Consider the following 21,498-nt stretch of genomic DNA (forward strand, 5'->3'; position numbering starts at 1 on the left):
CGGGCGGGTTCAGTGATTGGCGGCGAGCGTGGCGCCGGCCAGGCCGCCATTGCCGCCGAGTGCCAGCGTGTCCTTGCGGGTCGGGACCAGCGCGGCCAGGGTCTGCGGGCTGCCGGCCGGCAGCGCCGCGAAGTGGCGCCCGCCATCGGCGGACATCACCAGCATGCCGCCCTGCCCGGCCAGTACGATGCGGCCATCGGCCAGTTCGGCGCCACCGAAGAACGAAGTCCTGAGGCCGGTTTCCGCGGCCTGCCAGCTGGTGCCGAAGTCCTCGCTGCGCAGCGCGTTGCCGCGCATGCCGAAGGCCAGCCAGGCACCGTCGCGCAGCGGCAGCACGCCGTACAGCGACCCGTCGTAGGGGGTCTTGAGCGGCTCCCAGTGGCTGCCGCCATCGGTCGAGCGCAACACCAGGCCGGCTTCGCCGACCAGCATCAGGCGCCCCTGCCGGTCAGCGGCGATGGCGTTGAGGTGGCGGTCCTGCATAACCTTGTCGGCGGCGGCTTCCCAATGCCTGCCCTGGTCGTGCGAGACCAGGAACCGGCCGAAGCTGCCCACTGCGAACCATGGGCCGCTGGCCTGTGCCAGTGCGCCAAGCAGCGGGTCGGACGATTGTTCGTCGAAGGCGACTTGCTGCCAGTGCGCGCCACCGTCTTCGGTGCGCAGGATCAGGCCGCTGTGGCCGACCGCGATGCCCTGGCGGCCGTCGGCAAAGGCGACTTGCGTCAGCGTGGCGCCTTGCGGCTTGTCCACCGCGGCCTGTCGCCAGTAGCGGCCCTGGTCATCGCTGAGCAGGATGTTGCCGCGCTCGCCGACTGCGACCAGGCGTTCGCCGGCGCGGGCGATGCCGTTGATCTGCAGGCCGTCGGGGCGCAGCGCGGTGGCCGGGAACGGCGGCAGCGGACGCGGCGCGAAGGCCCACACCGCGGTGGCCAGCACGGCCAGCGACATGGCGATGCCGATCAGTCGTTTCATGATGTCTCCTCCGTTTGGAGTGGTGGCAGGCGGCCTCGTGGCGGGCCGTCCGTGCCGGGCGCTGCTTTCGGCAGCGATTTGAAGTTGGAACGCCGCCGCTTTCCCGCCGGTTCTACTTACAGGACGTCGAACAGCGCGGCAGCACCCATGCCGCCGCCAATGCACATCGTCACCACCGCCTGCCGCACGCCGCGGCGCTGGCCCTCGATCAGCGCGTGCGCGGTCATACGGGCGCCCGACATCCCGAACGGGTGCCCGACCGAGATCGCGCCGCCGTTCACGTTCAGCCGCGCATCCGGGATGCCCAGCTTCTGCTGGCAGTACAGCACCTGGGAGGCAAAGGCCTCGTTCAGCTCCCACAGCCCGACGTCCGCCACCGTCATGCCGTAGCGCGCCAGCAGCTTCGGCACCGCGAACACGGGGCCGATGCCCATTTCGTCCGGCGCACAGCCGGCCACCGCCATGCCGCGATAGCGGCCCAGCGGACGCAGGCCGCGGCGGCGCGCTTCGTCGGCGCTCATCAGCAGCACCGCGGCGGCGCCGTCGGACAACTGCGAGGCATTGCCCGCGGTGATGTGCTCGCCCTCGGCCACCGCCTGCCCGCCGCTCCAGACCGGCTTGAGCGCCGCCAGGCTGGCCGCCGTGGTATCGGGCCGGTTGCATTCGTCCTGTGCCAGCGTCACGCTCTCGTGGCCGGTCTGTGCCCCGGTCTTGTCGAACAGCGCGCGGCGCGTTTCCAGCGGCACGATCTCGTCGTCGAACGCGCCGCGCCGCTGCGCCTCGGCCGTGCGCTGCTGGCTGCGCCAGGCGTAGGCGTCCTGCTCGGCACGGCTGATGCCGTAGCGGCGCGCCACCACCTCGGCGGTCTCGATCATGGCCATATACGCGGCCGGCTGCCGCGCCAGCACCGCTTCGGACTGGGCGCGGAAACTGTTCTTGTGCTTGTTCTGCGTCAGCGAGATCGATTCCGCGCCGCCGGCGACGATGATGTCGGCCTCGCCGCACTGGATCGCACGAGCACCTGCGGCGATCGTCATCAGGCCCGAGCCGCACATGCGGTCCATGGTCATGCCCGGCACGCTGTCGGGCAGACCTGCCGCGACCGCGCACAGGCGGCCCAGGTTGTAGCCCTGCGTGCCCTGCTGCGCGGCGGCGCCGATCAGCACGTCGTCGATCTCGGCCGGGTCCACGCCTGCGCGCTCCACCACGGCGCGCACCACGTGCCCGCCCAGCAACGGCGTTTCGGTATCGTTGAACGCGCCGCGGAAGGCCTTGCCGATGGGGGTGCGCGCGACGGCGACAATGACTGCTTCATTCATGTTCGATTCCCTCTGGTCAGAAGTAGTAGCGGCTGATCGTCTCGGCCACGCAGGCGGGCTTGGCCTCGCCTTCGATCTCCACCGTCATGCGCACCACCGATTGCACGCCGCCCGGCAGGGTCTCGGCCCGCACCAGTTCGCCCACGCCGCGCACGCGCGCGCCGACGCGCACTGCCGCCGGGAAGCGGACCTTGTCGCAGCCGTAGTTGACGCCGAACTTCATGCCTTCGACGGTGACCAGTTCCGGCAGGAACTGGTTGACCAGGGCCAGCGTCAGGTAGCCGTGGGCAATGCAGCCGCCGTAGGGGCCTTGCGCGGCGCGCTCCGGGTCGACATGGAGCCACTGGTGGTCGCCGGTGGCATCGGCGAACTGGTTGACCTGGTCCTGGGTGATGCGGGTCCAGGCGCTCTCGCCGAGGCGCTGGCCGACGGCAGCGTGGATGTCCGCGGCGGAGCGAAAGATTGTTGGCATTGCTGTTTCCTCAAGCCCTCTGACTACTCACCGGCAACACCTCCCCGGTCATGTACGACGCATACTCACTAGCCAGAAACACCATCACATTGGCCACCTCCCACACTTCCGCCGCGCGCCCGAACGCCTCGCGCTCGCTCAGTTGACGCAGCAAATCTGCCGGCGCCGACTTCTTCAGGAAGTCGTGCAGCGCGATGCTGGGCGCCACCGCATTGATGCGCACGCCAAACTCGGCGGCCTCCATCGCGCTGCAGCGCGTCAGCGCCATCACGCCGGCCTTGGCCGCGGCGTAGTGCGACTGCTCCTTCTGCGCACGCCAGCCGAGCACCGAAGCGTTGTTGACGATGGCCCCGCGCCGGCGCGCCTGCATGTGCGGCAACATCGCGCGCGTCATGCGGAAGGTGCCGGTGAGGGAAATATCGATGACGCGCGACCACTCGGCATCGTCCATATCAACTAGGCGCCGCGAGCCGCCCAGCCCGGCGTTGTTGATCAGCACGTCGGTGCCGCCAAGCGCCTCTTCCGCGGCAGCCACAAGTGCGCGCACCTGCGCTTCGTCCGAGACATCGCAGAGCTGGCCGTAGACTGCCTGCAGTCCCGTTTCCTCGCGCAGCCGCGCTACCGCTTCGTCCAGTCGTTTGGGATGGACGTCGGAGATCATCAGCGCGCGGCACCCCTCTTCCGCACAGCGGCGCGCGGCGGCAAAGCCGATGCCGGCGCCCGCCGCCGCGGTGATCAGGACGCTCTTGCCCGCGAGCAATTGGTGGCCGGGCACATAGGCCGGCGCGGCCGGTGCTTCGTAGTTCTGTGTCATGACTGCCCTCTGGCTTCGCGCGGCATGCCGAGGCCGCGTTCGGCGATGATGTTGAGCTGGATTTCGTTGGTGCCGGCGTAGATGGTGTCGGCGCGCGAGAACAGCGCCATCTGCTGCAGGCGCGTGCGGCGCGCGTCGCTGGCATCCAGCACATTGGCCAGCGGGCCCAGCACGTCCAGCGCGAGCTGGCCCAGGTCGCGGTGCCAGTTGGACCAGTAGTACTTGTAGATCAGCGCCTCGCGCTGCAACGCGGTGCCACCGTCCTGGCCCGCCTGCGCGGCGCCCGCCAGCATGCGCAGCGCGTTGGCGCGCATCACGCGCAGTCCGGCCCAGGCGCGCGCGATGCGCTGGCGCACCAGTGCGTCGCGGCTGCTGCCGTTGTCGCGCGCGGTCTGCGCCACCCACTCCAGCTCATGCGTGAACTGCATCTGCTGGCCCAGCGTGGAAATGCCGCGTTCGAAGCCCAGCAGCGCCATGGCGATGCGCCACCCGTCGCCGGGCTCGCCCAGCACGTCGGCGCCCGCGGCGCGCGCGCCGTCGAAGAACACCTCGTTGAACTCGGCGCCACCGCCCATCTGCCGGATCGGGCGGATCTCGATGCCGGGCTGGTCCAGCGGCAGCATCAGGAAGACCAGGCCCTTGCTGCCGCGCGAGCCAGGCTCGCAGCGCGCCAGCACGAAGATCCAGTCCGAATCGTGTGCGAGGGACGTCCACACCTTCTGGCCGCTGACCAGCCAGTCGCCGCTGGCGGCATCGCGTACCGCGCGCGTGCGCACATTGGCCAGGTCCGAGCCCGCGCCGGGTTCCGAATAGCCCTGGCACCAGAACGTGGTGCCGTTGCGGATGCCGGGCAGCAGGCGCGCCTTCTGGTCCTCGGTGCCGAAGGCGATCAGCGTCGGACCGATCAGGCCCTCGCCGATATGGCCCATGCGGCCCGGGCCGCCGGCGCGCGCGTATTCCTCGTGGAAGATCACCTGCTGCATCACCGGCAGATCACGTCCGCCATGCGCGCGCGGCCACCCCAGGCCGGTCCAGCCGCCTTCGGCCAGGCGCCGTTCCCACGCCTTGCGCAGCTCGGGGAAGGCATCTTCATCGCCGGGACCGCCGCGGTGTTTCAGGCAGGCGAATTCACCGGCCAGGTTGGCGGCCATCCATTGGGCCACCTCGGCGCGGAATGCCGACTCTTCATGCGAGGTCATGCTGTCCTCCAGTCTTGCGAGCCGCTATCGGCGTATCGACGAAATCGGCCAGGTAGGCGAGCGCGGCACCCGCACCGCCCAGCCAGTGGCTGGCGGCCTGCGCCCGCTTGAAATAGAGCTGGGGGTCGTATTCCCAGGTGAAGCCGACGCCGCCATGCAGCTGGATGGCCTCCTGCGCGCCGAAGCGCAGCGCTTCGTCGGCGGCGACGGCGGCGGCGGCGATTTCAATCCGGGCATCCGCCATGTCAGCGGCTTCCCATGCCTGCGCCGCGCCATACACTGCCGAGCGCGCCGCCTCGACCAGCACCATCATCTGCGCGCAGCGGTGCTTGACCGCCTGGAACGAGGCGATGGCGCGGCCGAACTGGATGCGCTCCGACGCATAGGCAACGGTCAGGTCCAGGCACTGCTGGGCCGCGCCGAGCTGCTCGGCCGCCAGCATCAGCTTGCCGTGCCACCACGCCTGCGCCAGGCCTTGCGCCGCGGCGTCGCCACGTGCCAGGCAGGCACTTGCCGGTACGGCCAGGCCGTCCAGCCGCATCGAGGCCAGCGGGCGCGTACGGTCGAGCGTGTCGAGCGCGGCCAGTGCGAATCGCGCATCTTCCGCCAGCGCGCCAGGTTCCAGCAGGAACAGCGCGGGTGTGCCGTCTTCAAGCCGGGCCGGCACCAGCAGCCAGTCGGCGCCAGCGGCGTCGGCGACCTGCGCGGCGCCGCCGCCCAGTGCGAATCCGTCCGCGCTTGCCTGCGCAGTGATGGCAACCCCGTCGTAGTGCCATCCGCCGTCGCCCGGCAGCACGGCGGCGGCACGGCACTCGCCAACCGCCAGCCGTTCCAGCCATGGCGCGCTGTGCGCGACGCTGCCCTGCAGCCACGGCGCCGCGACGCAGGCCGTGGACCAGAACGGCACGCAGGCCAGGCGCTGGCCCAGTTGCTCCTGCAGCAGCACCAGCCCGGGCGCGCCCAGGCCAGCACCGCCCACGGCTTCCGGGAGCGCGATGCCGCACCAGCCGAGTTCGCCCGCGATTGCGCGCCACAGCGCGTCGTCGTGTGCCGGCCCGGCCTCGGTCACGCGCCGCACCGCCGCCGAATCGCTATGCGTGGCGAGGTAGTCGCGCGCGCTGTCGCGGACCATCTGCTGTTCGACAGAAATGGAGAAATCCATGGCCGTCGCGCTCAGGTTCCGTAGACCGGCTGGGGCGGCTGCGCCTGCGCCAGCAGTCCGGCCACCGCCGCGCCGACTTCCGCCGGCTGCCAGCGTGCGCCCTTGTCGGCCTTCGGCCCGGTGCGCCAGCCGTCGGCCATGGACACCATGCCGCCGGCCGCCTCGAACATGCGCCCGGTGACCTGCGCCGAGTCCGCACTGCCCAGCCACACCACCAGCGGCGCGACGTTGGCCGGATCGTAGTAGTCGAAGCCGCCCTCCGGCGCCTTCATCATGTCGGCGAAGACCTGCTCGGTCATGCCGGTGCGCGCGGCCGGCGCCAGCGCGTTGGCGGTAATGCCGTAGCGGCCCAGTTCCGCTGCCTGCACCAGCGTCAGCGCCGCAATGCCCGCCTTGGCCGTGGCGTAGTTGGACTGCCCGACCGAGCCTTGCAGGCCGGCGCCCGAACTGGTGTTGATAATGCGCGCGTCGACGGCGCGCCCGGCCTTGGCCGCGTCGCGCCACCGTTTGGCCAGCAGGTTGGCCAGGCAGAAGTGGCCGCGCAGGTGGACGCGCATCACATCGTCCCAGTCGGCCTCGGTGAGGCTGAGGAACATGCGGTCGCGGCAGATGCCGGCGTTGTTGACCAGCACGTGTACCTCGCCGAAGGCTTCGACCGCGGCATCGACGATGCGCTGCGCGGTGGCCAGTTGCGTGATGTCGTCATCGCTGGCCAGCGCGGTGCCGCCGGCCGCGCGGACTTCCGCGCAGACCGCCTCGGCCGCTTCGCGCCGGATGTCGTTGACGACGACATTGGCGCCCTCGGCGCCGAATGCCAGCGCATAGGCACGGCCCAGCCCGCCGCCGGCGCCGGTGATGATGACGGTGCGTCCGTCGCAGATTCCCATGGCGCTCTCCTTACAGCCGTTCGATGATGGTGACGTTGGCCAGGCCGCCGCCTTCGCACATGGTCTGCAGGCCATAGCGGCCACCGGTGCGTTCCAGTTCGTGCAGCAGCGTGGTCATCAGGCGCGCGCCGGTGGCGCCGAGCGGGTGGCCCAGCGCGATGGCGCCGCCGTTGGGGTTGGTGCGCTCGGGCGCGTAGCCGGTCTCGGCCAGCCACGCCATCGCCACCGAGGCAAAGGCCTCGTTGATCTCGACCACGTCGATGTCCGACAGGCGCAGGCCGCTGCGTTCCAGCGCGCGCTTCGTCGCCGGAATCGGCGCGGTCAGCATCCACAGCGGGTCGTCGCCCAGCACGCTCATATGCGCGATGCGCGCGCGCGGCGTGAGCTGGTAGCGCTTGAGCGCATCCTCCGAGACGATCAGCAGCGCGGCAGCCGCATCGGCGGTCTGGCTGGACACCGCCGCCGTCAGCGCACTGCCCGGCATCAGCGGTTCCAGCGTGGCCATCTTCGCCAGCGTGGTATCGGGGCGCGGCGTCTCGTCCTTCGTCACGCCTTCGCACGGCACGATCTCGCGCGTGAAGCGGCCGCCTTCGATCGCCGCGGCCGCGCGCTGGTGGCTTTCCAGCGCATAGGCTTCCATGGCCTCGCGCGACAGCTTCCAGTGGTCGGCAATGCGCTGCGCGGCGTGGAACTGCGATACCGGCGCATCGCCGAAGCGCGCCTGCCAGCCCTTGCTGCCCGAGAACGGGTCGGCAAAGCCCAGTGCCTGCCCGGCCAGCATGGCCGACGAGATCGGGATCTGCGTCATGGTCTGCACGCCGCCGGCGATCACCACGTCCTGCGTGCCGCTCATCACCGCCTGCGCAGCAAAATGCACGGCCTGTTGTGAGGAGCCGCACTGGCGGTCCACGGTCACGCCCGGCACGGTCAGCGGCAATCCAGCGGCCAGCCATGCGCTGCGCGCGATATTGCCAGCCAACGGCCCGATGGTGTCGACGCAGCCGAACACCACGTCGTCGTAATCCTCTGCCGGAATGCCGTTGCGGCGCACCAGCTCGGCCAGCACGAAGCCGCCCAGGTCGGCCCCGTGCATGTGCGACAGTCCGCCCTTGCGGCGCCCGGTGGGCGTGCGCAGGGCATCAACGATATAGGCGTCTTTCATGTTCATTGCTCTCTTTGGATTCAGGCGAAGGTCGCTCCGGCGCCGATGTCGTATGCGCCATCCAGGATGTGCGCGCCCACGCGTGCCTTGTGGAAAGCGCGGTCGCCCCAGCTTCCCGCCAGCGCCCAGGCCCGCTTGGTGAAGATCTGCAGGTCCAGTTCCCAGGTGTAGCCCATCGCGCCATGCACCTGGATAGCCTGGCGCGCCGCGGTCCACGCACAGCGCGCAGCCGCTACGCGGGCATGTGAAACGTGCAAGCCCGCATCGGGCAGGCCATGCGCGAGCGCGGCCGCGGCGCGCAGCAGCACCGGCTTGGCGAACTCAAGCTGGATCGCCACGTCGGCCAGCAAATGCTTGACTGCCTGGTAGCCGCCGATGGCTTTGCCGAACTGCTTGCGCTGCGCGCTGTAGTCGATCGCCAGGTCGAGCATGCGCTGCGTCAGCCCCAGCTGCTGCGCGGCCACGCCGAGCGCACCGCGGTTCAGCGCCATGTCCCACAGGCCGGTGCCGGCGGGGATCAGTTCCGTCTCCGCGGTCGGCGTCCACGCCAGCTCGAACAGCCGGCGCGAAGGATCGAGCGCGGTACGCGCCGTCAGCGTGACCTGGTCCTGCCGCAGCAGGTGGACAGCGCCTTCGTGAGCGCACAGGATGGCGTCGGCGACATGGGCGTCGGCCACCAGCCGCTCCTGCGGATGCGCGACCGCCACGCGGGCATCGCCCGAGGCAATGCGCTCAAGCAACGTCGCGCAGCGCTCGCGCGCCGACGCATGTGGAGCGACGGCCAGGGCATCGCGCAGCAGCCCGGCCGCCACCAGCGCGGTGTCGAGCAAGGGCTCGGGCAGTGCGAAATAGCCGCATGCCTGCGCCAGCGGCGCCCACTCCACCTCTCCCAGCGCCAGTCCGCCCTGCTCCTGCGGCACCATCAGGCCGGCCAGTCCCTGGTCGGCAAGCTGGCGCCACAGCGCATCGGAGCGGCCCGTGTCGGTGTTCCAGAGTTCGCGCGTCAGTTCCGGCGTCATCTCTGTCATCAGGAAGCGCCGGATCGCCTCGGCGAACTGTTCCTGGTCTTCAGTCAGTGTGAAATCCATCGTGTTTCCCCCGGGTGCCCTGATGCTTTGCTATGCGCGCGGCATGCCGAGCAGGCGCTCGGCGACGATATTGCGCTGGATCTCGTTGGTGCCTGCATAGATCGGCCCGGCCTGCGAGAACAGGAACCCGTCCAGCCAGTGCCCGAGCGAACCAGGCGGCTGGCCAGCGGGCGCGACTTCCGCCGCCTGCCCGAGGATGGCCAGCGCGGTGTCGTGCATATGGATGTCCAGTTCGGACCAGAACACCTTGTTCGTGCTCGACTCCGCGCCGATATGGCCGCCGCGCACCAGCCGGCTGGCGGTGGCGTAGGTGGACAGCGTGTAGGCCTCGGCGTCCATCCATGCGCGCAACACCGCGTCGCGCAGCGAGGGGTCGCGGTCCGCCGCCTCGCGGTTGGCCTGGTACAGCTTGACCAGCGCACGCGCGGTTTCCTGGAAGCGCGCAGGCGAACGCAGCATCAGGCCGCGCTCGAAGCCGGCCGTCGCCATCGCCACCTGCCAGCCCGCACCTTCGGCGGCCAGGCGGTTCTCCACCGGCACGCGCACGTCGTCGAAGAAGATCTCGGCAAAGCCGGTCTGCCCGTTGAGCTGGCGGATCGGGCGCACGGTGATGCCCGGCGTATTCAGCGGCACCAGCACGAAGGTGAGCCCGTGGTGGCGCGTCGAGGTCGGATCGGTGCGGAACAGCCCGAACAGCCAGTCCGCCCACACCGCGCGCGTCGACCAGATCTTCTGGCCGTTGATCACATAGTCATCGCCATCGCGGATCGCGCTGCAGCGGATCGCGGCCATGTCGGAGCCGGCGTTCGGCTCGGACCAGCCCTGCGCCCAGATATGCTCGCCCGAGGCCATGCGCGGCAGGAAGCGCGCCTTCTGCGCCTCGGTGCCGAACTCCATCAGCGTGGGCCCGAGCAGGAAGATGCCGTTCTGGTTGACGCGCATCGGCGCGCCGGCGCGCCAGTACTCTTCCTCGAAGATCAGCCACTCGATCAGGTCGCACCCGCGGCCGCCCAGTTCGGCCGGCCACGTGACCATGCTCCAGCGTCCCTGGTTGAGCGTGGCTTCCCACGCGCGGTGCTGGGCAAAGCCCTCCTCGGTATCGAAGCTGGCCAGCGGCGTGCGCGGCACGTGCGCGGCCATCCAGTCGCGCACCTCGGCGCGGAACGCGCCCTGGGCGTCGGTGTATTCAAGCTGCATTGCGCGCCCCTTGTGCAGAACCCGCGAACGCAGCTTCGCGGCCTTCGACGAAGGCGGCGCGCGCCTCGCCGGAGTCCGCGCTCATATAGGCCTGCAGCGTGAAGCCCTGCTCCCAGCGGTACTTGTCCTCGAGGTTGCCGTCTTCCACGCCGTTGAGCGCTTCCTTGGCCAGCTGCAGCATGGCCGGGCTCTTGGCCGCAATCTGGCGGGCCAGGGTCATGGCGGCGTCGCGCAGCCCAGCGCGGGACACCACTCGCTCGACCGCGCCAAGGCGGTAGGCCTCGGCGGCATCGATCATCTCGCCGGTGAAGTACATCGCCCTGACCTTCTGCACGCCGAACATGCGCTGCAGGTGCGCGCCGCCGCCCATCGCTCCACGGTCGATCTCGGGCACGCCAAAGCGCGCGCACTCCGACGCCACGATGATGTCGGCCGCGCCGCAGATGCCGATGCCGCCGCCCAGCACGAAGCCGTGCACGGCCACGATGACCGGCTTGGGATTGCGGTGCACAGCGCGGAAGGTGGCGTAGTTGCCGGCGTTGACGTCAACGATGCGCTCCGGGTGCGCCGACAGCTCCTTGATGTCGACGCCCGCGCAAAAGCCACGGCCTTCGCCGCGCAGCACGATCACGCGCACGGCGGGGTCGGCGCCGAGGCGGTCGATGGCGGCGGCCAGCGCGTGCCAGCCGGCGTTGTCGAGCGCGTTGACGGGCGGATGGTCGATCACCAGTTCGGCAATGCCGTCGGCGGTGTCGATGCGGAAAGGCGCAGTCTTGTGGTTCATGTATTGGTGTCCTCTGTCTGTGGATCAGGCTGCTGCAGCCAGCCCCGCCCCCGCCAGCACCGCAAGCCGTGCCTGCGCCTGCGCGGCAATGCCGGCAACGATCTGCTCGCACGATTCGATCGCGCCGATGGCGGCGGCTGCCTGGCCGCTCGGCAGCACGCCCTCGTCCGGGCAGCCCTCCACCATCGCGCGCTGGATCAGCACCGGCGCGTTGGCCGCCATCAGCGTCTGCGCGGCGCTGTAGTCCTGCTCGCGCATGGCGCGCCAGGCGGTGGCCAGCATCTGCGCGCTGCGCATACCGGTGCGCGCCTGCCATTTGCGCGCGGCCGCGAGCGCCAGCCAGGTGCGCCGCAAGGGACCTGCCTTCTCCAGTTCAAGCAGCAAGGGGTTGTCGATCATCCGCTGCGGCAGCCCGTCGATGGCCAGCGACACGCGGATCTGGCCCGGGTCGCGCACCTTGACGTAGCGCTCCAGCGTCTGTGCCGGCACCGGCGACTCGGCCGACATCAGGAAACGCGTGCCCATGGCCACGCCGGCCGCGCCGTAGGCCAGCGCCGCGGCCAGCCCGCGGCCGTCGTAGAAACCGCCAGCCGCCACCACGGGGACGCTGACGCTGTCCAGCACCTGTGGCAGCAGCAAGGTCGTCGGCGTGCCGCCGGTATGCCCGCCGCCCTCGCCGCCTTGCACCGTAACCACATCCGCGCCCAGTTCGACCGCCTTGGCCGCGTGCTTCGCTGCGCCGACCGTCGGCATGCAAACGATGCCCGCCGCCTTGAGCCGGCCGACCATCTTCGCGTCCGGCCCACGGCCGTAGCTGACCGCGCGCAGCCGGTGACGGATCGCCATCTCGATGACTTCGTCCGCGTTGGTCTGGAACATGTGGAAGTTGATGCCAAACGGCCGGTCGCTGAGCGCGCGGACCCGCAGGATCTCGCGCTCGACCTCGCCGGGCGGGATCGTTGCGCCGGCCAGGAAGCCGAACGCTCCGGCGTTGGCGCTGGCCGCGACCAGCTTCGCGTCCGCCACCCAGCCCATCGCCGTCTGGACGATGGGATAGCGGCAGCCCAGCAGGTCGCACAGCACGGTGTGCAGGCTCGTGTTACTCATGCCTTGTCCTCGCCGCCGGTGCGTTGCGAGGCCGCCATAGCACGCGCGTCATAGCCGCCGAGCTTGTCGCCGCTGACCAGTTCGTTGTGCGCATGGGCGAAGTGGTGCCAGGCAAACACCGCGTCCATCGCCGTGCGCTTGCCTTGCAGGTCTTCCACATGGTTGATCGCCTGCTTGGTCAGCGTCAGGCCCAGCCGCGGCATCTGCGCGACCTTGGCTGCCATGCCGTAGACCGACTCCTCCAGCGCTTCACGCGGCACCACGCGGTTGACCATGCCCATGCGCTCGGCGCGCTCGGCGCCCATGCGCTCGCCCAGGAACAGGAATTCCTTGGCGATGCGCGGGTGCAGCTCGTATGGATGCGCGAAGTACTCCACGCCGGGAATACCCATGCGCACCACGGGATCGGCGAAGAAGGCATCGTCCGAGGCCACGATCAGGTCGCACACCCAGGCCAGCATCAGCCCGCCGGCAACGCATGCGCCGTGCACCATCGCGATCGTGGGCTTGGGCAGTTCGCGCCAGCGCCGGCACATGCCCAGGTAGACCTCCTGCTCGCGTGCATAAAGGAACTCGCCGCCGGGCTTGTTGACGTGGTCATACCAGAGCGAGGCACGCTCGAACGATTCGTTGATGTCGCGCCCCGGCGTGCCGATGTCGTGCCCGGCCGAGAAATGCTTGCCGGCGCCGCGCAGCACGATCACCTTGACCGCGTCGTCGGCGGCAGCGCGCCGGTAGGCCTCGTCCAGCGCATACGTCATCTTCGAGTTCTGCGCGTTGTGGTACTGCGGCCGGTTCATGGTCACGGTGGCGATGCCGTCCGCGACGCTGTAGAGCACCTCGGCGTTGGGCCCCAGGGCAACGGCTTCGGTGGGTTCGATGGCTGGCGTTGTCATGTCGGTCTCAGGCGCGTCCGGAAGGGTTGCCGCGCACGATCGTGGCGCGCAGGTTGTGCGGATCGAGCAGAGCGATCAGCCGCAGTTCCTCGGCCGTCGGCGGCGCGGTTTGCGGCAAGGCTTCGCCGGCGGCATTGGCCAGCGCAAAGCCGGTGGCCGCCTGCACCTGCTCGAGGCTCACGCCCGGGTGCAGCGAGCGCACGCGGATGGCATGGTCAGGTCCGCCGAAGTCCATCACGCACAGGTCGGTGACGATCACGCGCAGGTCGACGAAGCTGCGCATGCCTTCGATCTGGCGCGCCGGGTTGTAGCCGGCGCTGCAGACCATGTCGACTTCGCCGCCGACGAACGCGCGCGTGCTGTGCCCGGGCACGAAGAAGGAATTGGCGTGGTTGATGCTGTTGCCGGGAAAGCCGCGCGCGCCCAGCAGCTGGGTCTTGGGCTGCGCATGCGTGCCGCCCAGGCACGAGATATTGGCCTGGCCGAAGCGGTCGATCTGGGTCGGCATCACCAGCGCGTGGCGGCGGCCGCCCCACAGGCAGTCGAACACGCGCGAATAGCCCATCCAGCCGCTGGCGCGTACCTTGTAGCCGGGCTCGCGCGGGCCCAGCGGCACCGGCGTCTCGACCAGGTAGGCTTCGCCGTCGGTCATCAGCAGGCCCGGGTTGTGCGCAAGCCGCGCCAGGCCGGCGGCGATGCGCGGGCCGGTGCCGATACCGGTGGCCAGCACTTCGCCGTCGTCGGTCCAGGCGCGGGCGGCGGCGGCGATCATCAGCTCCGCGCGGGTGAATTCATAAGTGGCGCTCACGGTCGCTCCTTGGGTTGGCGGGTTCAAACGGCGGTTCAAAGGACGGGCAGCGGCAGGTCATGCACGTGGCCGAGGCCACCGATGCGCTCCAGGTAGGCCGCCTCGCTGGCGCCCACGACCTCATCGCGATACTTGCGGAAACCGTCGTCGGCCTCGGCACTGGCGCAGTACGCCTTCAGCGCGGGCAGGTCCCAGCCATACGCGGGCGCGCAGGAAGTGGGATGGGCACCGGCGGGCGCGTGCACCACGCCCGTCACCAGCGAGCGTTCGAACGGGTTGTTGCGAGCGTGTGCCAGGTCTACTTCCTCGAGGCGGGGGTGCAGCGTTTCGCAGCTCACGTAGCAGCGCTGCGCAGCGCGCGCGAACCATTCGTCGAAGAACGGATCGGGGCCGTCGATGCGGGTATTGCCAAGCACGTCGCTCTCGTTCACATGCAGCAGCGCGGCGTCGAGCGCGATGGCGGGCATCGCCACCAGCACCTCGCCGTCGGCATAGGGCGAGCGCACCGTTTTCAGCTGCGGGTTCTTCGCCAGCACGTCGGTGCCCAGCGCGGAGCGCGTCGGCAGGAACGGCAGGCGCGCGGCAGCCGCGCGCAGGCCGAGTTGCAGCATGCCTTCATCGAGTTCGGTTACCTCCAGCAGGCCGCGCTCGCGCGCCTGGCGGAAGTAGGGCTCGAGCGGAATCACGTCGAGCGAGACGAAGCCGAATACCAGACGGCGCACCTTGCCGGCCGCGCACAGCATGCCCACTTCGGGGCCGCCGTAGCCGACCACGGTCAGGTCTTTCAGCGGCGAGCGCAGGATCTCGCGCACCAGCGCCATCGGCTTGCGGCGCGGGCCCCAGCCGCCGATACCGATGGTCATGCCATCGTGGAGCTGGCCGACCACGTCGGCCGCGCTCATGGTCTTGTCGATAGTCTTGGTCATGGCGTTGTAGCGGTGTTTGGCGCTCTTTAGCGGTATCCGATGCTGAAGTCGTGTCCCCACAGGCTCACGCGCGTGGCTTCGTAGGCGGCGTGGTGGCCCCAGTCCACCACCAGGCCGCCATGGCCGTATTCGAGGTCGAAGCCCCCGGGGGTCTTCATGTAGAACGAGGTCATGCGGTCGTTGCAGTGCTGGCCCAGCGTGGCGGACAGCTTCACGCCGTGCTGCTGCACGCGATCGAGCGCACGGCCTACCTCGGCCATGTCCGGCACTTCGGCCATCACGTGGATGCAGCCGGCCTCGGAAGGCATCTCGAAGATCGCCAGGCTATGGTGGCGGCCGTTGGCGCAGTGCATGAAATGGATGCGCTTTTCCGGCTCGTTGGGATCGCTGGTAAAGCGCACGCGGAAGATGTCGGACAGGCCGAAACCCATCACGTCACGCAGGAAGGCGTAGGTCTCGTCGAATGCCGGTGCCGGCAGCACGGCATGGCCCGCGCCCATCGGATCGGTGATGAAGCGGGGCACGCCGACCGGCGAGACAAAGCGCAGGAAGTCCGAACGCATGCCCCAGGAGATCTCGTGGCGGTTGCCCGACGGATCGGTGAACCATGCCATGGCCTGCACGCGGCGCTGCGCCACTTCCGCGGCGCTGGCATGCACGACTTCCACGCTGGCCTGGCGCAGCGTCTCGAGCGCGTGCCGGTAGGCCAGCTCGTCGGCCAGTTCCCACCCGGATGCCAGGTAGCGGTCGCGCGCGCCCGGCACCAACAGGTAGCGGTAGTCGCGCTCGTCCATCTTCACGTACAGGGCACCGCCGGGGGCGCCGGAGCAGGTCATGCCGAGCACCTGCTCCGCATACTGCCGCCATTGCCCCAGGTCGGTGGACTCGACCACGATGTAGCCAAGCGCACGGATATCCAACATGCGGGTCTCCTCAGGTTCGTTGCCACTGCTGGCTGATGAGACCTATTCTTCCGTGCACGGCTACCCGGCACATCGTCCAGTGGGACTAGCCGATCCGGTGCCGGATTCAGGCGCTGGCGCGGCGGACGAGGTACCGGCTGGCCGGAACCGCGAGGATCCTGTCGACGTCGATGAGGCGCTGGCGGCCCCCTATCATGGTCTGGACGTTGCGCTGGGGTGGGGCGGCCGCCTCAGGAAGGCCAGTCGCGCAATGCCGGGCGCGCGCTCGCCTGGCGCGGCCGGGAAGCGTGTATCGCCGATCGGCGGGGGTTCCGTGACGAGGCGGACGCATGCAATGCTCCTCGCCTGCCGGGCGCGCGGACGGCAGCGCTCATCCGCCGATCGGTCTGCCGTGGTACCGCGCGGCGGCGTTCAGCCGAGCGTCACGACACTGCTCAGCAGCATGCGCACCAGCGTGGCCTGCCGCGTCACTCCCGTCTTGGAGAAGATCGAGCGCAGGTGGGCACGTGCCGTGTTCTTGCTGGTGCCAAGTGCCTCGGCGGCTTCGTCGAGCGTCATGCCGTCGGCAAGCACCAGTGCCAGCGCGGTTTCGGCGGGCGTGAGGTCGAACAGCTTGCGCACCACCTCGTGCGAGGCGCGCGACTTGCGCTCGGGATCGCGGATAAAGACCGCGCAGGCGGGCCGGTGCCGGTTCTCCTCCGACCATTCGCTCAGCGGAATGGTGCGGATCAGCACGCCTAGCTTGCCGCGCCCCGACGGTCGGGTGATCGACATGGCTTCCGCCAGCGCCGGTTCGGTGCCGTGGTGTCCCAGTTGCGCGCGGCGCAGCAGGTACTGGAACTTGCGGCTTTCCTGAGCGTAGGCAATCTCGAAGGTGTTCCCGTTCAGGCGGATGCCGTCGTTATCCGCCAGGATCTCGTCGGCCTCCGCATTCTTCTTGAGTATCTTGCCCGCGGCGTCGAGGATCACCATGCCCACCAGCATGCGGTCGATCGCGCCCGCATAGAGCGAGCGCTCCGATTCGACCACATCGAGCCGGGAATGCAGCCGGATCGCGCGCTTCAGGTGCGGCAGGATGGCCCCGCAGGTCGCCTTGTCGACTTCGGAGAAATCCTCTGCGTCGACCTGGCGGCAGATGCGCAGGCGGCACTCCACGCCATCGTCGGTGCGGATATCCGCGCCCAGCAGGTAGCGGACGCCGAGCGGCTGCAGGAACTGGCGGTAGATCTCGCTGCGGCACCAGTTGCCGGCTCCCAGCGCCTCGTCTACCGTCACCGCCCGGTCGGTGGGCAGGTTGATAAAGGGATCGATCGCGTAGTAGTAGCTGTTGTACGACGCCTCCGCCTCCAGCGAGGTACCGTGCTCCGAAGCATGCACCGCCAGGCCGCTGCGGTCACTGGCGGGCGAGCGCAGGATAAAGCTCACATAGCTGGCGTCAAGTTGCTTGCGCAGCATTTCAAGCGCGTGCCCCCAGGGCACGGGTTCCATCGGCCCTTCATAGACCGCGGCCAGCAGCGCGCCGAATTGCGTGACGCTCAAGCCCGACTGCGCAAGCAAGGGCGACGCCATTTCCTGCGCCCCAACGGTCGCCATCAACATACTTTGTCTCCTGATTCCACACCACGTGTGTACCCGCCGGCGCTCTGCGGCACCTGGGGGCAGCGCAGATTATAGGGACGCTGCCCGACCATGGACGGTCCTCGGTGTTTTCCCTGACCTGCAATCGGACGATGTCCGTCCCAGCCTCCGCGGATCAAATGCCCGCATTCCCGCAGTGCAACCGAAGGAGAGCAACCGAGATGGATTTCACCGACAAGACCGTGCTGGTCACTGGCGGCGGCGCCGGCATCGGGCTCGCCACCGCGCAAGCCTTTCTGGATCAGGGCGCGCGCGTGGCGATCATCGAGATCGACGCGCAGCGCGCCGACCATGCCCACACGCTGCTGGGCAAGGCCGGCGCCGACGTGCTGGTGGTACAGGGCGACGCCGCCGATGCCGGCACCATACGCAATGCCGCCACGCAGATCGAGCAGCGCTTCGGGCGGCTCGACGTGCTGGTCAACAACGTCGGCGATTTCCTGCGCATCGCCAAGCCGTTCGAGCACTACACCGACGACGAGATCGCCAGTCTCTACGCCGCCAACCTCGGCCACGTCTTCACCGTCACGCGCGCCATGCTGCCGCTGCTGCGACGCAGTGCGGACGGCAGCATCGTCAGCGTGTCGTCGATCGAAGCGTTCCGCGGCATTCCTTACTGCAGCGTCTACGGTGCCTTCAAGGCCGCCATTACCGGCTTCACGCAGAGCCTGGCGCTGGAGCTGGCGCCGGCGGGCATCCGCGTCAACCTGATCGCCCCCGAGACCACCGAAACCCCGCAAGTTCCCGTGTCGCAGATGGTCGCAGCGGAGCATCAGCACCATATCCCGCGCTGGATCCCGCTGGGCCGCTTCGGCACGGCACGGGACATTGCCGACGGCATCCTGTTCCTGGCCAGCCCGCGCGCCGCGTGGATCACCGGCACGGCGCTGCATGTCAACGGCGGCGCGCTGGCCGCCGCAGGCTGGTACCGCGACCCCAAGGGCGCGTGGACCAACATGCCGGTCATCGGCGGCAACGGCATGAACCTCTGATGGCCGCCACGCGGCCACACCATCCCACCAAGGAGACAAGCATGAAGATTCTGATCGTCGGCGGCGCCGGCATGATCGGGGGCCACGCGGCCCTGCACCTGCGCAGCCGCGGACACGAAGTCACCGTCGCCGGCCGCAACCGCCCCGCGTCCGGCACCCCGCTGGGCGAACTGGACTTCCTGCGCTGCGACTACATCGCCAATGACCTCCCCGCGGCGCAGCTCGGTGCCTTCGATGCACTGGTATTCGCCGCCGGCAACGATGTGCGCCACGTGCCGCCCGGCGGCGACGAAGCCGCACACTGGGAGCGCGCCAACGTCGAAGGCGTGCCGCGCTTCTTCCGCGCCGCGCGCGATGCCGGCATCCGCGTCGCAGTGCATGTCGGCAGCTTCTATCCGCAGGCGGCACCGCGCCTGGTCGAGGACAACCCGTACATCCGCTCGCGCAAGCTGGCCGACGAAGGCGTGCGGGCGCTGGCGACGGATGCGTTCCGCGTCAGCAGCGTCAATGCCCCGTTCATCGTGGGCACGGTGCCGGGCCTGACGGTCCCGATGTTCAAGGCTTATACCGACTACGCCAGGGGCGGCTTTGCGCCGATGCCGGACTTCGCGCCGCCGGGCGGCGTCAATTTCATCTCGGCCATGTCGCTGTCGGAGGCGATCGAAGGTGCCTTGTTGCGCGGCGAGAACGGCAAGGCCTATCTCGTCGGCGACGAGAACCTGAGCTTCCAGGACTACTTCGGCGCGTTCTTTCGGGATGCGGGCCGTCCGGTGCCGCCGGTCATCGACCAGGAGCATCCTTTGCTGCCTGATTCGGCGATCTGCTTCGGCCGTGGCAACACGCTCTACTACGAGCCGGACGCGGCCGAGACCGCCCTGCTCGGCTATCGCCGCCGCGACATCCTGCGCACGGTGAGCGAGATCGTGGCGCAGTACCAGTAAGCGGGCACAGCGGCGGTCCGCGCAAGCGGGCCGCCGCACCCGGCCTTACAGCCCGGAGATCAACTGCGCGTTATCGATGCGCAGTTCCGCGCCATTGATGAAGCGCGACGCATCCGATGCCAGGAACAGCACCAGGTTGGCCACATCCTCCGGCTCGCACATGCGCGCCATCGGGTCCGTGCCGATACCCAGCGCCACCGGGTCCAGGTCGGGCACCAGTGCCTGCGTCATCGGCGTCCAGATGCCATCGGGGTGGATGGAATTGCAGCGGATGCGGTAGCCATTGCGCTTGCAGTGCACGGCCACGCTGCGCGTGAGCGCTGTCACGGCACCTTTCGCGCCGCTGTACGCGCACATCATCGGCAAGCCGCCCAGCGCCGCCACCGACGACATCACGATGATGGAGCCGCCGCCCGGATTGCCCTTCATCGCCTGCACGCCAAACTTGCAGCCGAGGAAATAGCCGTCGGCATTGACGCGCAAGACCTGCCGCCAGCAGTCGAGCGAGGTCTCCTCGACCGATCCCAGCGGACAGATGGCCGCATTGTTGACCAGCACGTCGAGCCGGCCGAAGCGGTCCAGCGTGGCGGCCAGCGCCTGGCGCCAGTCATCTTCACTGGCGATGTCGTGGCGGACGAACAGTGCCGCATCGCCGATCTCGCGCGCGAGCGCGCGCCCGGCGTCCTCGTCGACATCGCCGAGTACCACGCGCGCGCCTTCCGCCGCCAGCAGTAGCGCATCGGCGCGCCCCACCCCACTGGCCGCGCCGGTGATCAGCGCGACCTTGCCATTGACCTGATTCATCGTTTCTCTCCTTGGATAGCCTGCTTCACGCCGCGTCGGGAATCGTGCCGGCCAGCACCGCGCGCAGTGCCGCTTCGCCATACATCGCCGCTACGGTTTCATCGAGGATGGGATTGCCGCGCAGCTCGCTGCCGCCATCGACGGCGAGGCTCTGGCCGGTGACCCAGCCCGATTCCGGCCCGGCCAGGTAGCGCACGGCACTGGCGATATCGTCCGGCTCGCCGGCGCGGCCAAGGGGCATCTGGGCGACGAACTTGTCGAGGATGGCCGGATTGTCGAACATCGGCCCGGTGGCTCCGGAGCGGGTCAGCCCGGGGCGCACCGCATTGACGCGGATGCCGCATCCGGCCAGTTCCTCGGCCGCGCCGCGCACGAAGGCTTCGAGGCCCGCCTTGGCGGCGCAGTACACCGACAGCCAGCGGCAGGTCATGCGCGCCGCGTTCGACGAGATGCAGACGATCGAGCCGCCATGCGGCGCCATCAGCGGCGAGGCGTGGCGCACGGCCAGGAACGCGCTGGCGATATTGAGCTCCAGCTCCGCCATCAGTGACGCCGAGTCATGCATCAGCATGGGACGAAAGCCGCCGCCGCCGACGGTCGCCACGACGATGTCGAGGCGGCGCTCGAGCGCCCACGCCTGGCGGAGCGCAGCCTGCACGTCGTCCTCGCGGCAAGCGTCGCCGGCGCTGATGGCGATCGTGGCGCCGGACACTTGCGCGAGCAGGTCGCGCCGTGCCGCTTCCAGCGCTTCGCGGCGCCGGCCCATCAGCACCACCGCCGCGCCATCGCGCAGAAGCGCCAGCGCGCTGGCCGCGCCGATGCCACCGGCACCGCCGGTGACGAGGGCTGTCTTGCCTTCCAGTACACGAGCGTTCGTCATCATGCCCCCCGCAGCGGCAGGTCCTGCGTCCAGTCCACCACCAGTTCGCGCGATGCGATGCGCCACTGCCCCAGCGACCGCTCGAAACGGTCCTGGTAGCGGATGCCCCAGTCGAGCTTGCGCTGCACGCCGTCCTGCTCATACAGGTGGTTGGCGACGCAGTAAGTCTCGCCGGTCGCGGTATCGCCATCGAGCGTCACCAGTTGCTGGTGCACGTGGTGCTGCGTGGCGCTGTACTGGCCGATTGCCGACATGCCGCCGGCAATCGCCTGCGGTCCGTCCAGGCGGAAGCCCGGCCCGGTCAGCCGGGCATCGGGCGTAAACAGTTCCGCCAGGCTTGGGAAATCGCGCCGGTCCACCGCCTGCGCATAGCGGCAGGTCAGCGCGTGAATGGCTTGCTTGTGTTCCAGTTCGGACATGGCCAGGCTCACTCCTTGGTTATGACCGGCGGCGCCATTGCTGAGCGCCTGGCCGGCCGTTGGGATGGCAGACATCGTCAGCCTTGCCGCGCCGGCGGCCATCGTCCG

The 21,498-nt window shown here is 69.4% G+C and carries 22 protein-coding genes; 2 read left to right on the forward strand and 20 right to left on the reverse strand.

The annotated features are described in order from the left end of the window. Window positions 1–9: 9 nt before the first annotated feature. From ACIGJC_RS25040 to ACIGJC_RS25120, 17 genes are all read right to left on the reverse strand, one after another. Window positions 10–972, reverse strand: coding sequence for a WD40/YVTN/BNR-like repeat-containing protein (locus ACIGJC_RS25040; protein WP_483712086.1), 963 nt, complete (start codon window positions 970–972; stop codon window positions 10–12). A gap of 116 nt (window positions 973–1,088) precedes the next feature. Continuing rightward, entirely contained in the window at window positions 1,089–2,291 is a 1,203-nt protein-coding gene (locus tag ACIGJC_RS25045) for an acetyl-CoA C-acyltransferase (RefSeq protein WP_483712087.1), read from the reverse strand. A 16-nt stretch (window positions 2,292–2,307) separates the two neighbouring features. Beyond that, the gene (locus ACIGJC_RS25050) at window positions 2,308–2,763 is read right to left on the reverse strand and encodes a MaoC family dehydratase (protein ID WP_483712088.1); all 456 of its coding nucleotides are present in this window, start codon (window positions 2,761–2,763) and stop codon (window positions 2,308–2,310) included. 10 nt (window positions 2,764–2,773) lie between these two features. Then, window positions 2,774–3,577, reverse strand: coding sequence for an SDR family oxidoreductase (locus tag ACIGJC_RS25055; RefSeq protein WP_483712089.1), 804 nt, complete (start codon window positions 3,575–3,577; stop codon window positions 2,774–2,776). Further along, complete coding sequence (locus ACIGJC_RS25060) at window positions 3,574–4,776, reverse strand: acyl-CoA dehydrogenase family protein (RefSeq protein WP_483712090.1); 1,203 nt, start codon at window positions 4,774–4,776, stop codon at window positions 3,574–3,576. Before ACIGJC_RS25060 ends, ACIGJC_RS25055 begins: the two co-directional genes overlap by 4 nt. Then, the gene (locus ACIGJC_RS25065) at window positions 4,763–5,938 is read right to left on the reverse strand and encodes an acyl-CoA dehydrogenase family protein (RefSeq protein ID WP_483712091.1); all 1,176 of its coding nucleotides are present in this window, start codon (window positions 5,936–5,938) and stop codon (window positions 4,763–4,765) included. Before ACIGJC_RS25065 ends, ACIGJC_RS25060 begins: the two co-directional genes overlap by 14 nt. An 11-nt stretch (window positions 5,939–5,949) precedes the next feature. Next, complete coding sequence (locus ACIGJC_RS25070; RefSeq protein WP_483712092.1) at window positions 5,950–6,825, reverse strand: SDR family oxidoreductase; 876 nt, start codon at window positions 6,823–6,825, stop codon at window positions 5,950–5,952. A 10-nt stretch (window positions 6,826–6,835) separates the two neighbouring features. Next, the gene (locus ACIGJC_RS25075; RefSeq protein ID WP_483712093.1) at window positions 6,836–7,987 is read right to left on the reverse strand and encodes an acetyl-CoA C-acetyltransferase; all 1,152 of its coding nucleotides are present in this window, start codon (window positions 7,985–7,987) and stop codon (window positions 6,836–6,838) included. Between the two features lie 20 nt (window positions 7,988–8,007). Next, a complete protein-coding gene (locus ACIGJC_RS25080; protein WP_483712094.1) occupies window positions 8,008–9,075 on the reverse strand; it encodes an acyl-CoA dehydrogenase family protein in 1,068 nt (355 codons plus the stop codon). Window positions 9,076–9,105: 30 nt separating this feature from the next. Beyond that, window positions 9,106–10,272: an acyl-CoA dehydrogenase family protein gene (locus ACIGJC_RS25085; protein ID WP_483712095.1), complete on the reverse strand. Its 1,167-nt coding sequence runs from the start codon at window positions 10,270–10,272 to the stop codon at window positions 9,106–9,108. Next, window positions 10,262–11,056, reverse strand: coding sequence for an enoyl-CoA hydratase family protein (locus ACIGJC_RS25090; protein WP_483712096.1), 795 nt, complete (start codon window positions 11,054–11,056; stop codon window positions 10,262–10,264). The genes ACIGJC_RS25085 and ACIGJC_RS25090 overlap by 11 nt, the downstream gene beginning before the upstream one ends. 24 nt (window positions 11,057–11,080) lie before the next feature. After that, window positions 11,081–12,163: an NAD(P)H-dependent flavin oxidoreductase gene (locus tag ACIGJC_RS25095; RefSeq protein ID WP_483712097.1), complete on the reverse strand. Its 1,083-nt coding sequence runs from the start codon at window positions 12,161–12,163 to the stop codon at window positions 11,081–11,083. After that, window positions 12,160–13,059, reverse strand: coding sequence for an enoyl-CoA hydratase (locus tag ACIGJC_RS25100; RefSeq protein ID WP_483712098.1), 900 nt, complete (start codon window positions 13,057–13,059; stop codon window positions 12,160–12,162). Before ACIGJC_RS25100 ends, ACIGJC_RS25095 begins: the two co-directional genes overlap by 4 nt. A 7-nt stretch (window positions 13,060–13,066) precedes the next feature. Then, window positions 13,067–13,867 carry a CoA-transferase subunit beta gene (locus tag ACIGJC_RS25105; RefSeq protein ID WP_483712099.1) on the reverse strand — a complete coding sequence of 267 codons (801 nt, stop codon included), beginning with the start codon at window positions 13,865–13,867 and terminating at the stop codon, window positions 13,067–13,069. Between the two features lie 35 nt (window positions 13,868–13,902). Further along, window positions 13,903–14,793 (reverse strand): CoA transferase subunit A, encoded by an 891-nt coding sequence (locus tag ACIGJC_RS25110; RefSeq protein ID WP_483712100.1) that lies wholly within the window; start codon window positions 14,791–14,793, stop codon window positions 13,903–13,905. A 26-nt stretch (window positions 14,794–14,819) separates the two neighbouring features. Further along, window positions 14,820–15,716 carry a VOC family protein gene (locus ACIGJC_RS25115; RefSeq protein WP_483712101.1) on the reverse strand — a complete coding sequence of 299 codons (897 nt, stop codon included), beginning with the start codon at window positions 15,714–15,716 and terminating at the stop codon, window positions 14,820–14,822. 411 nt (window positions 15,717–16,127) lie between these two features. Then, the gene (locus ACIGJC_RS25120) at window positions 16,128–17,315 is read right to left on the reverse strand and encodes a helix-turn-helix transcriptional regulator (protein ID WP_483712102.1); all 1,188 of its coding nucleotides are present in this window, start codon (window positions 17,313–17,315) and stop codon (window positions 16,128–16,130) included. 200 nt (window positions 17,316–17,515) lie between these two features. On the opposite strand from ACIGJC_RS25120, the gene ACIGJC_RS25125 reads away from it, so the two are divergent. Further along, complete coding sequence (locus ACIGJC_RS25125; RefSeq protein ID WP_483712103.1) at window positions 17,516–18,346, forward strand: SDR family NAD(P)-dependent oxidoreductase; 831 nt, start codon at window positions 17,516–17,518, stop codon at window positions 18,344–18,346. Between the two features lie 41 nt (window positions 18,347–18,387). Next, window positions 18,388–19,287, forward strand: coding sequence for an NAD-dependent epimerase/dehydratase family protein (locus ACIGJC_RS25130; RefSeq protein ID WP_483712104.1), 900 nt, complete (start codon window positions 18,388–18,390; stop codon window positions 19,285–19,287). 45 nt (window positions 19,288–19,332) lie between these two features. Here the strand turns inward: ACIGJC_RS25130 and ACIGJC_RS25135 are convergent, their stop codons facing one another. Genes ACIGJC_RS25135 through ACIGJC_RS25145 form a run of 3 tightly spaced genes read right to left on the reverse strand, consistent with a single transcriptional unit; the run spans window position 19,333 to window position 21,390 of the window. Further along, a complete protein-coding gene (locus ACIGJC_RS25135; protein WP_483712105.1) occupies window positions 19,333–20,091 on the reverse strand; it encodes an SDR family oxidoreductase in 759 nt (252 codons plus the stop codon). A gap of 25 nt (window positions 20,092–20,116) precedes the next feature. Further along, the gene (locus ACIGJC_RS25140) at window positions 20,117–20,974 is read right to left on the reverse strand and encodes an SDR family NAD(P)-dependent oxidoreductase (RefSeq protein WP_483712106.1); all 858 of its coding nucleotides are present in this window, start codon (window positions 20,972–20,974) and stop codon (window positions 20,117–20,119) included. Continuing rightward, window positions 20,971–21,390 carry a nuclear transport factor 2 family protein gene (locus ACIGJC_RS25145; protein ID WP_483712107.1) on the reverse strand — a complete coding sequence of 140 codons (420 nt, stop codon included), beginning with the start codon at window positions 21,388–21,390 and terminating at the stop codon, window positions 20,971–20,973. The genes ACIGJC_RS25140 and ACIGJC_RS25145 overlap by 4 nt, the downstream gene beginning before the upstream one ends. Between the last annotated feature and the right edge of the window lie 108 nt (window positions 21,391–21,498).

This window comes from Cupriavidus sp. C3SS-1 (assembly GCF_057073755.1).

Excerpts from the sequence above, each read along its gene's own strand:
- ACIGJC_RS25135 (WP_483712105.1), bottom strand. The coding sequence starts at position 20,091 with ATGAATCAGGTCAATGGCAAGGTCGCGCTGATCACCGGCGCGGCCAGT.
- ACIGJC_RS25140 (WP_483712106.1), bottom strand. The coding sequence starts at position 20,974 with ATGATGACGAACGCTCGTGTACTGGAAGGCAAGACAGCCCTCGTCACC.
- ACIGJC_RS25090 (WP_483712096.1), bottom strand. The coding sequence starts at position 11,056 with ATGAACCACAAGACTGCGCCTTTCCGCATCGACACCGCCGACGGCATT.
- ACIGJC_RS25045 (WP_483712087.1), bottom strand. The coding sequence starts at position 2,291 with ATGAATGAAGCAGTCATTGTCGCCGTCGCGCGCACCCCCATCGGCAAG.
- ACIGJC_RS25095 (WP_483712097.1), bottom strand. The coding sequence starts at position 12,163 with ATGAGTAACACGAGCCTGCACACCGTGCTGTGCGACCTGCTGGGCTGC.
- ACIGJC_RS25040 (WP_483712086.1), bottom strand. The coding sequence starts at position 972 with ATGAAACGACTGATCGGCATCGCCATGTCGCTGGCCGTGCTGGCCACC.
- ACIGJC_RS25100 (WP_483712098.1), bottom strand. The coding sequence starts at position 13,059 with ATGACAACGCCAGCCATCGAACCCACCGAAGCCGTTGCCCTGGGGCCC.
- ACIGJC_RS25060 (WP_483712090.1), bottom strand. The coding sequence starts at position 4,776 with ATGACCTCGCATGAAGAGTCGGCATTCCGCGCCGAGGTGGCCCAATGG.
- ACIGJC_RS25055 (WP_483712089.1), bottom strand. The coding sequence starts at position 3,577 with ATGACACAGAACTACGAAGCACCGGCCGCGCCGGCCTATGTGCCCGGC.
- ACIGJC_RS25110 (WP_483712100.1), bottom strand. The coding sequence starts at position 14,793 with ATGACCAAGACTATCGACAAGACCATGAGCGCGGCCGACGTGGTCGGC.
- ACIGJC_RS25145 (WP_483712107.1), bottom strand. The coding sequence starts at position 21,390 with ATGTCCGAACTGGAACACAAGCAAGCCATTCACGCGCTGACCTGCCGC.
- ACIGJC_RS25125 (WP_483712103.1), top strand. The coding sequence starts at position 17,516 with ATGGATTTCACCGACAAGACCGTGCTGGTCACTGGCGGCGGCGCCGGC.
- ACIGJC_RS25050 (WP_483712088.1), bottom strand. The coding sequence starts at position 2,763 with ATGCCAACAATCTTTCGCTCCGCCGCGGACATCCACGCTGCCGTCGGC.
- ACIGJC_RS25080 (WP_483712094.1), bottom strand. The coding sequence starts at position 9,075 with ATGGATTTCACACTGACTGAAGACCAGGAACAGTTCGCCGAGGCGATC.
- ACIGJC_RS25085 (WP_483712095.1), bottom strand. The coding sequence starts at position 10,272 with ATGCAGCTTGAATACACCGACGCCCAGGGCGCGTTCCGCGCCGAGGTG.
- ACIGJC_RS25120 (WP_483712102.1), bottom strand. The coding sequence starts at position 17,315 with ATGTTGATGGCGACCGTTGGGGCGCAGGAAATGGCGTCGCCCTTGCTT.
- ACIGJC_RS25075 (WP_483712093.1), bottom strand. The coding sequence starts at position 7,987 with ATGAAAGACGCCTATATCGTTGATGCCCTGCGCACGCCCACCGGGCGC.
- ACIGJC_RS25065 (WP_483712091.1), bottom strand. The coding sequence starts at position 5,938 with ATGGATTTCTCCATTTCTGTCGAACAGCAGATGGTCCGCGACAGCGCG.
- ACIGJC_RS25115 (WP_483712101.1), bottom strand. The coding sequence starts at position 15,716 with ATGTTGGATATCCGTGCGCTTGGCTACATCGTGGTCGAGTCCACCGAC.
- ACIGJC_RS25070 (WP_483712092.1), bottom strand. The coding sequence starts at position 6,825 with ATGGGAATCTGCGACGGACGCACCGTCATCATCACCGGCGCCGGCGGC.
- ACIGJC_RS25130 (WP_483712104.1), top strand. The coding sequence starts at position 18,388 with ATGAAGATTCTGATCGTCGGCGGCGCCGGCATGATCGGGGGCCACGCG.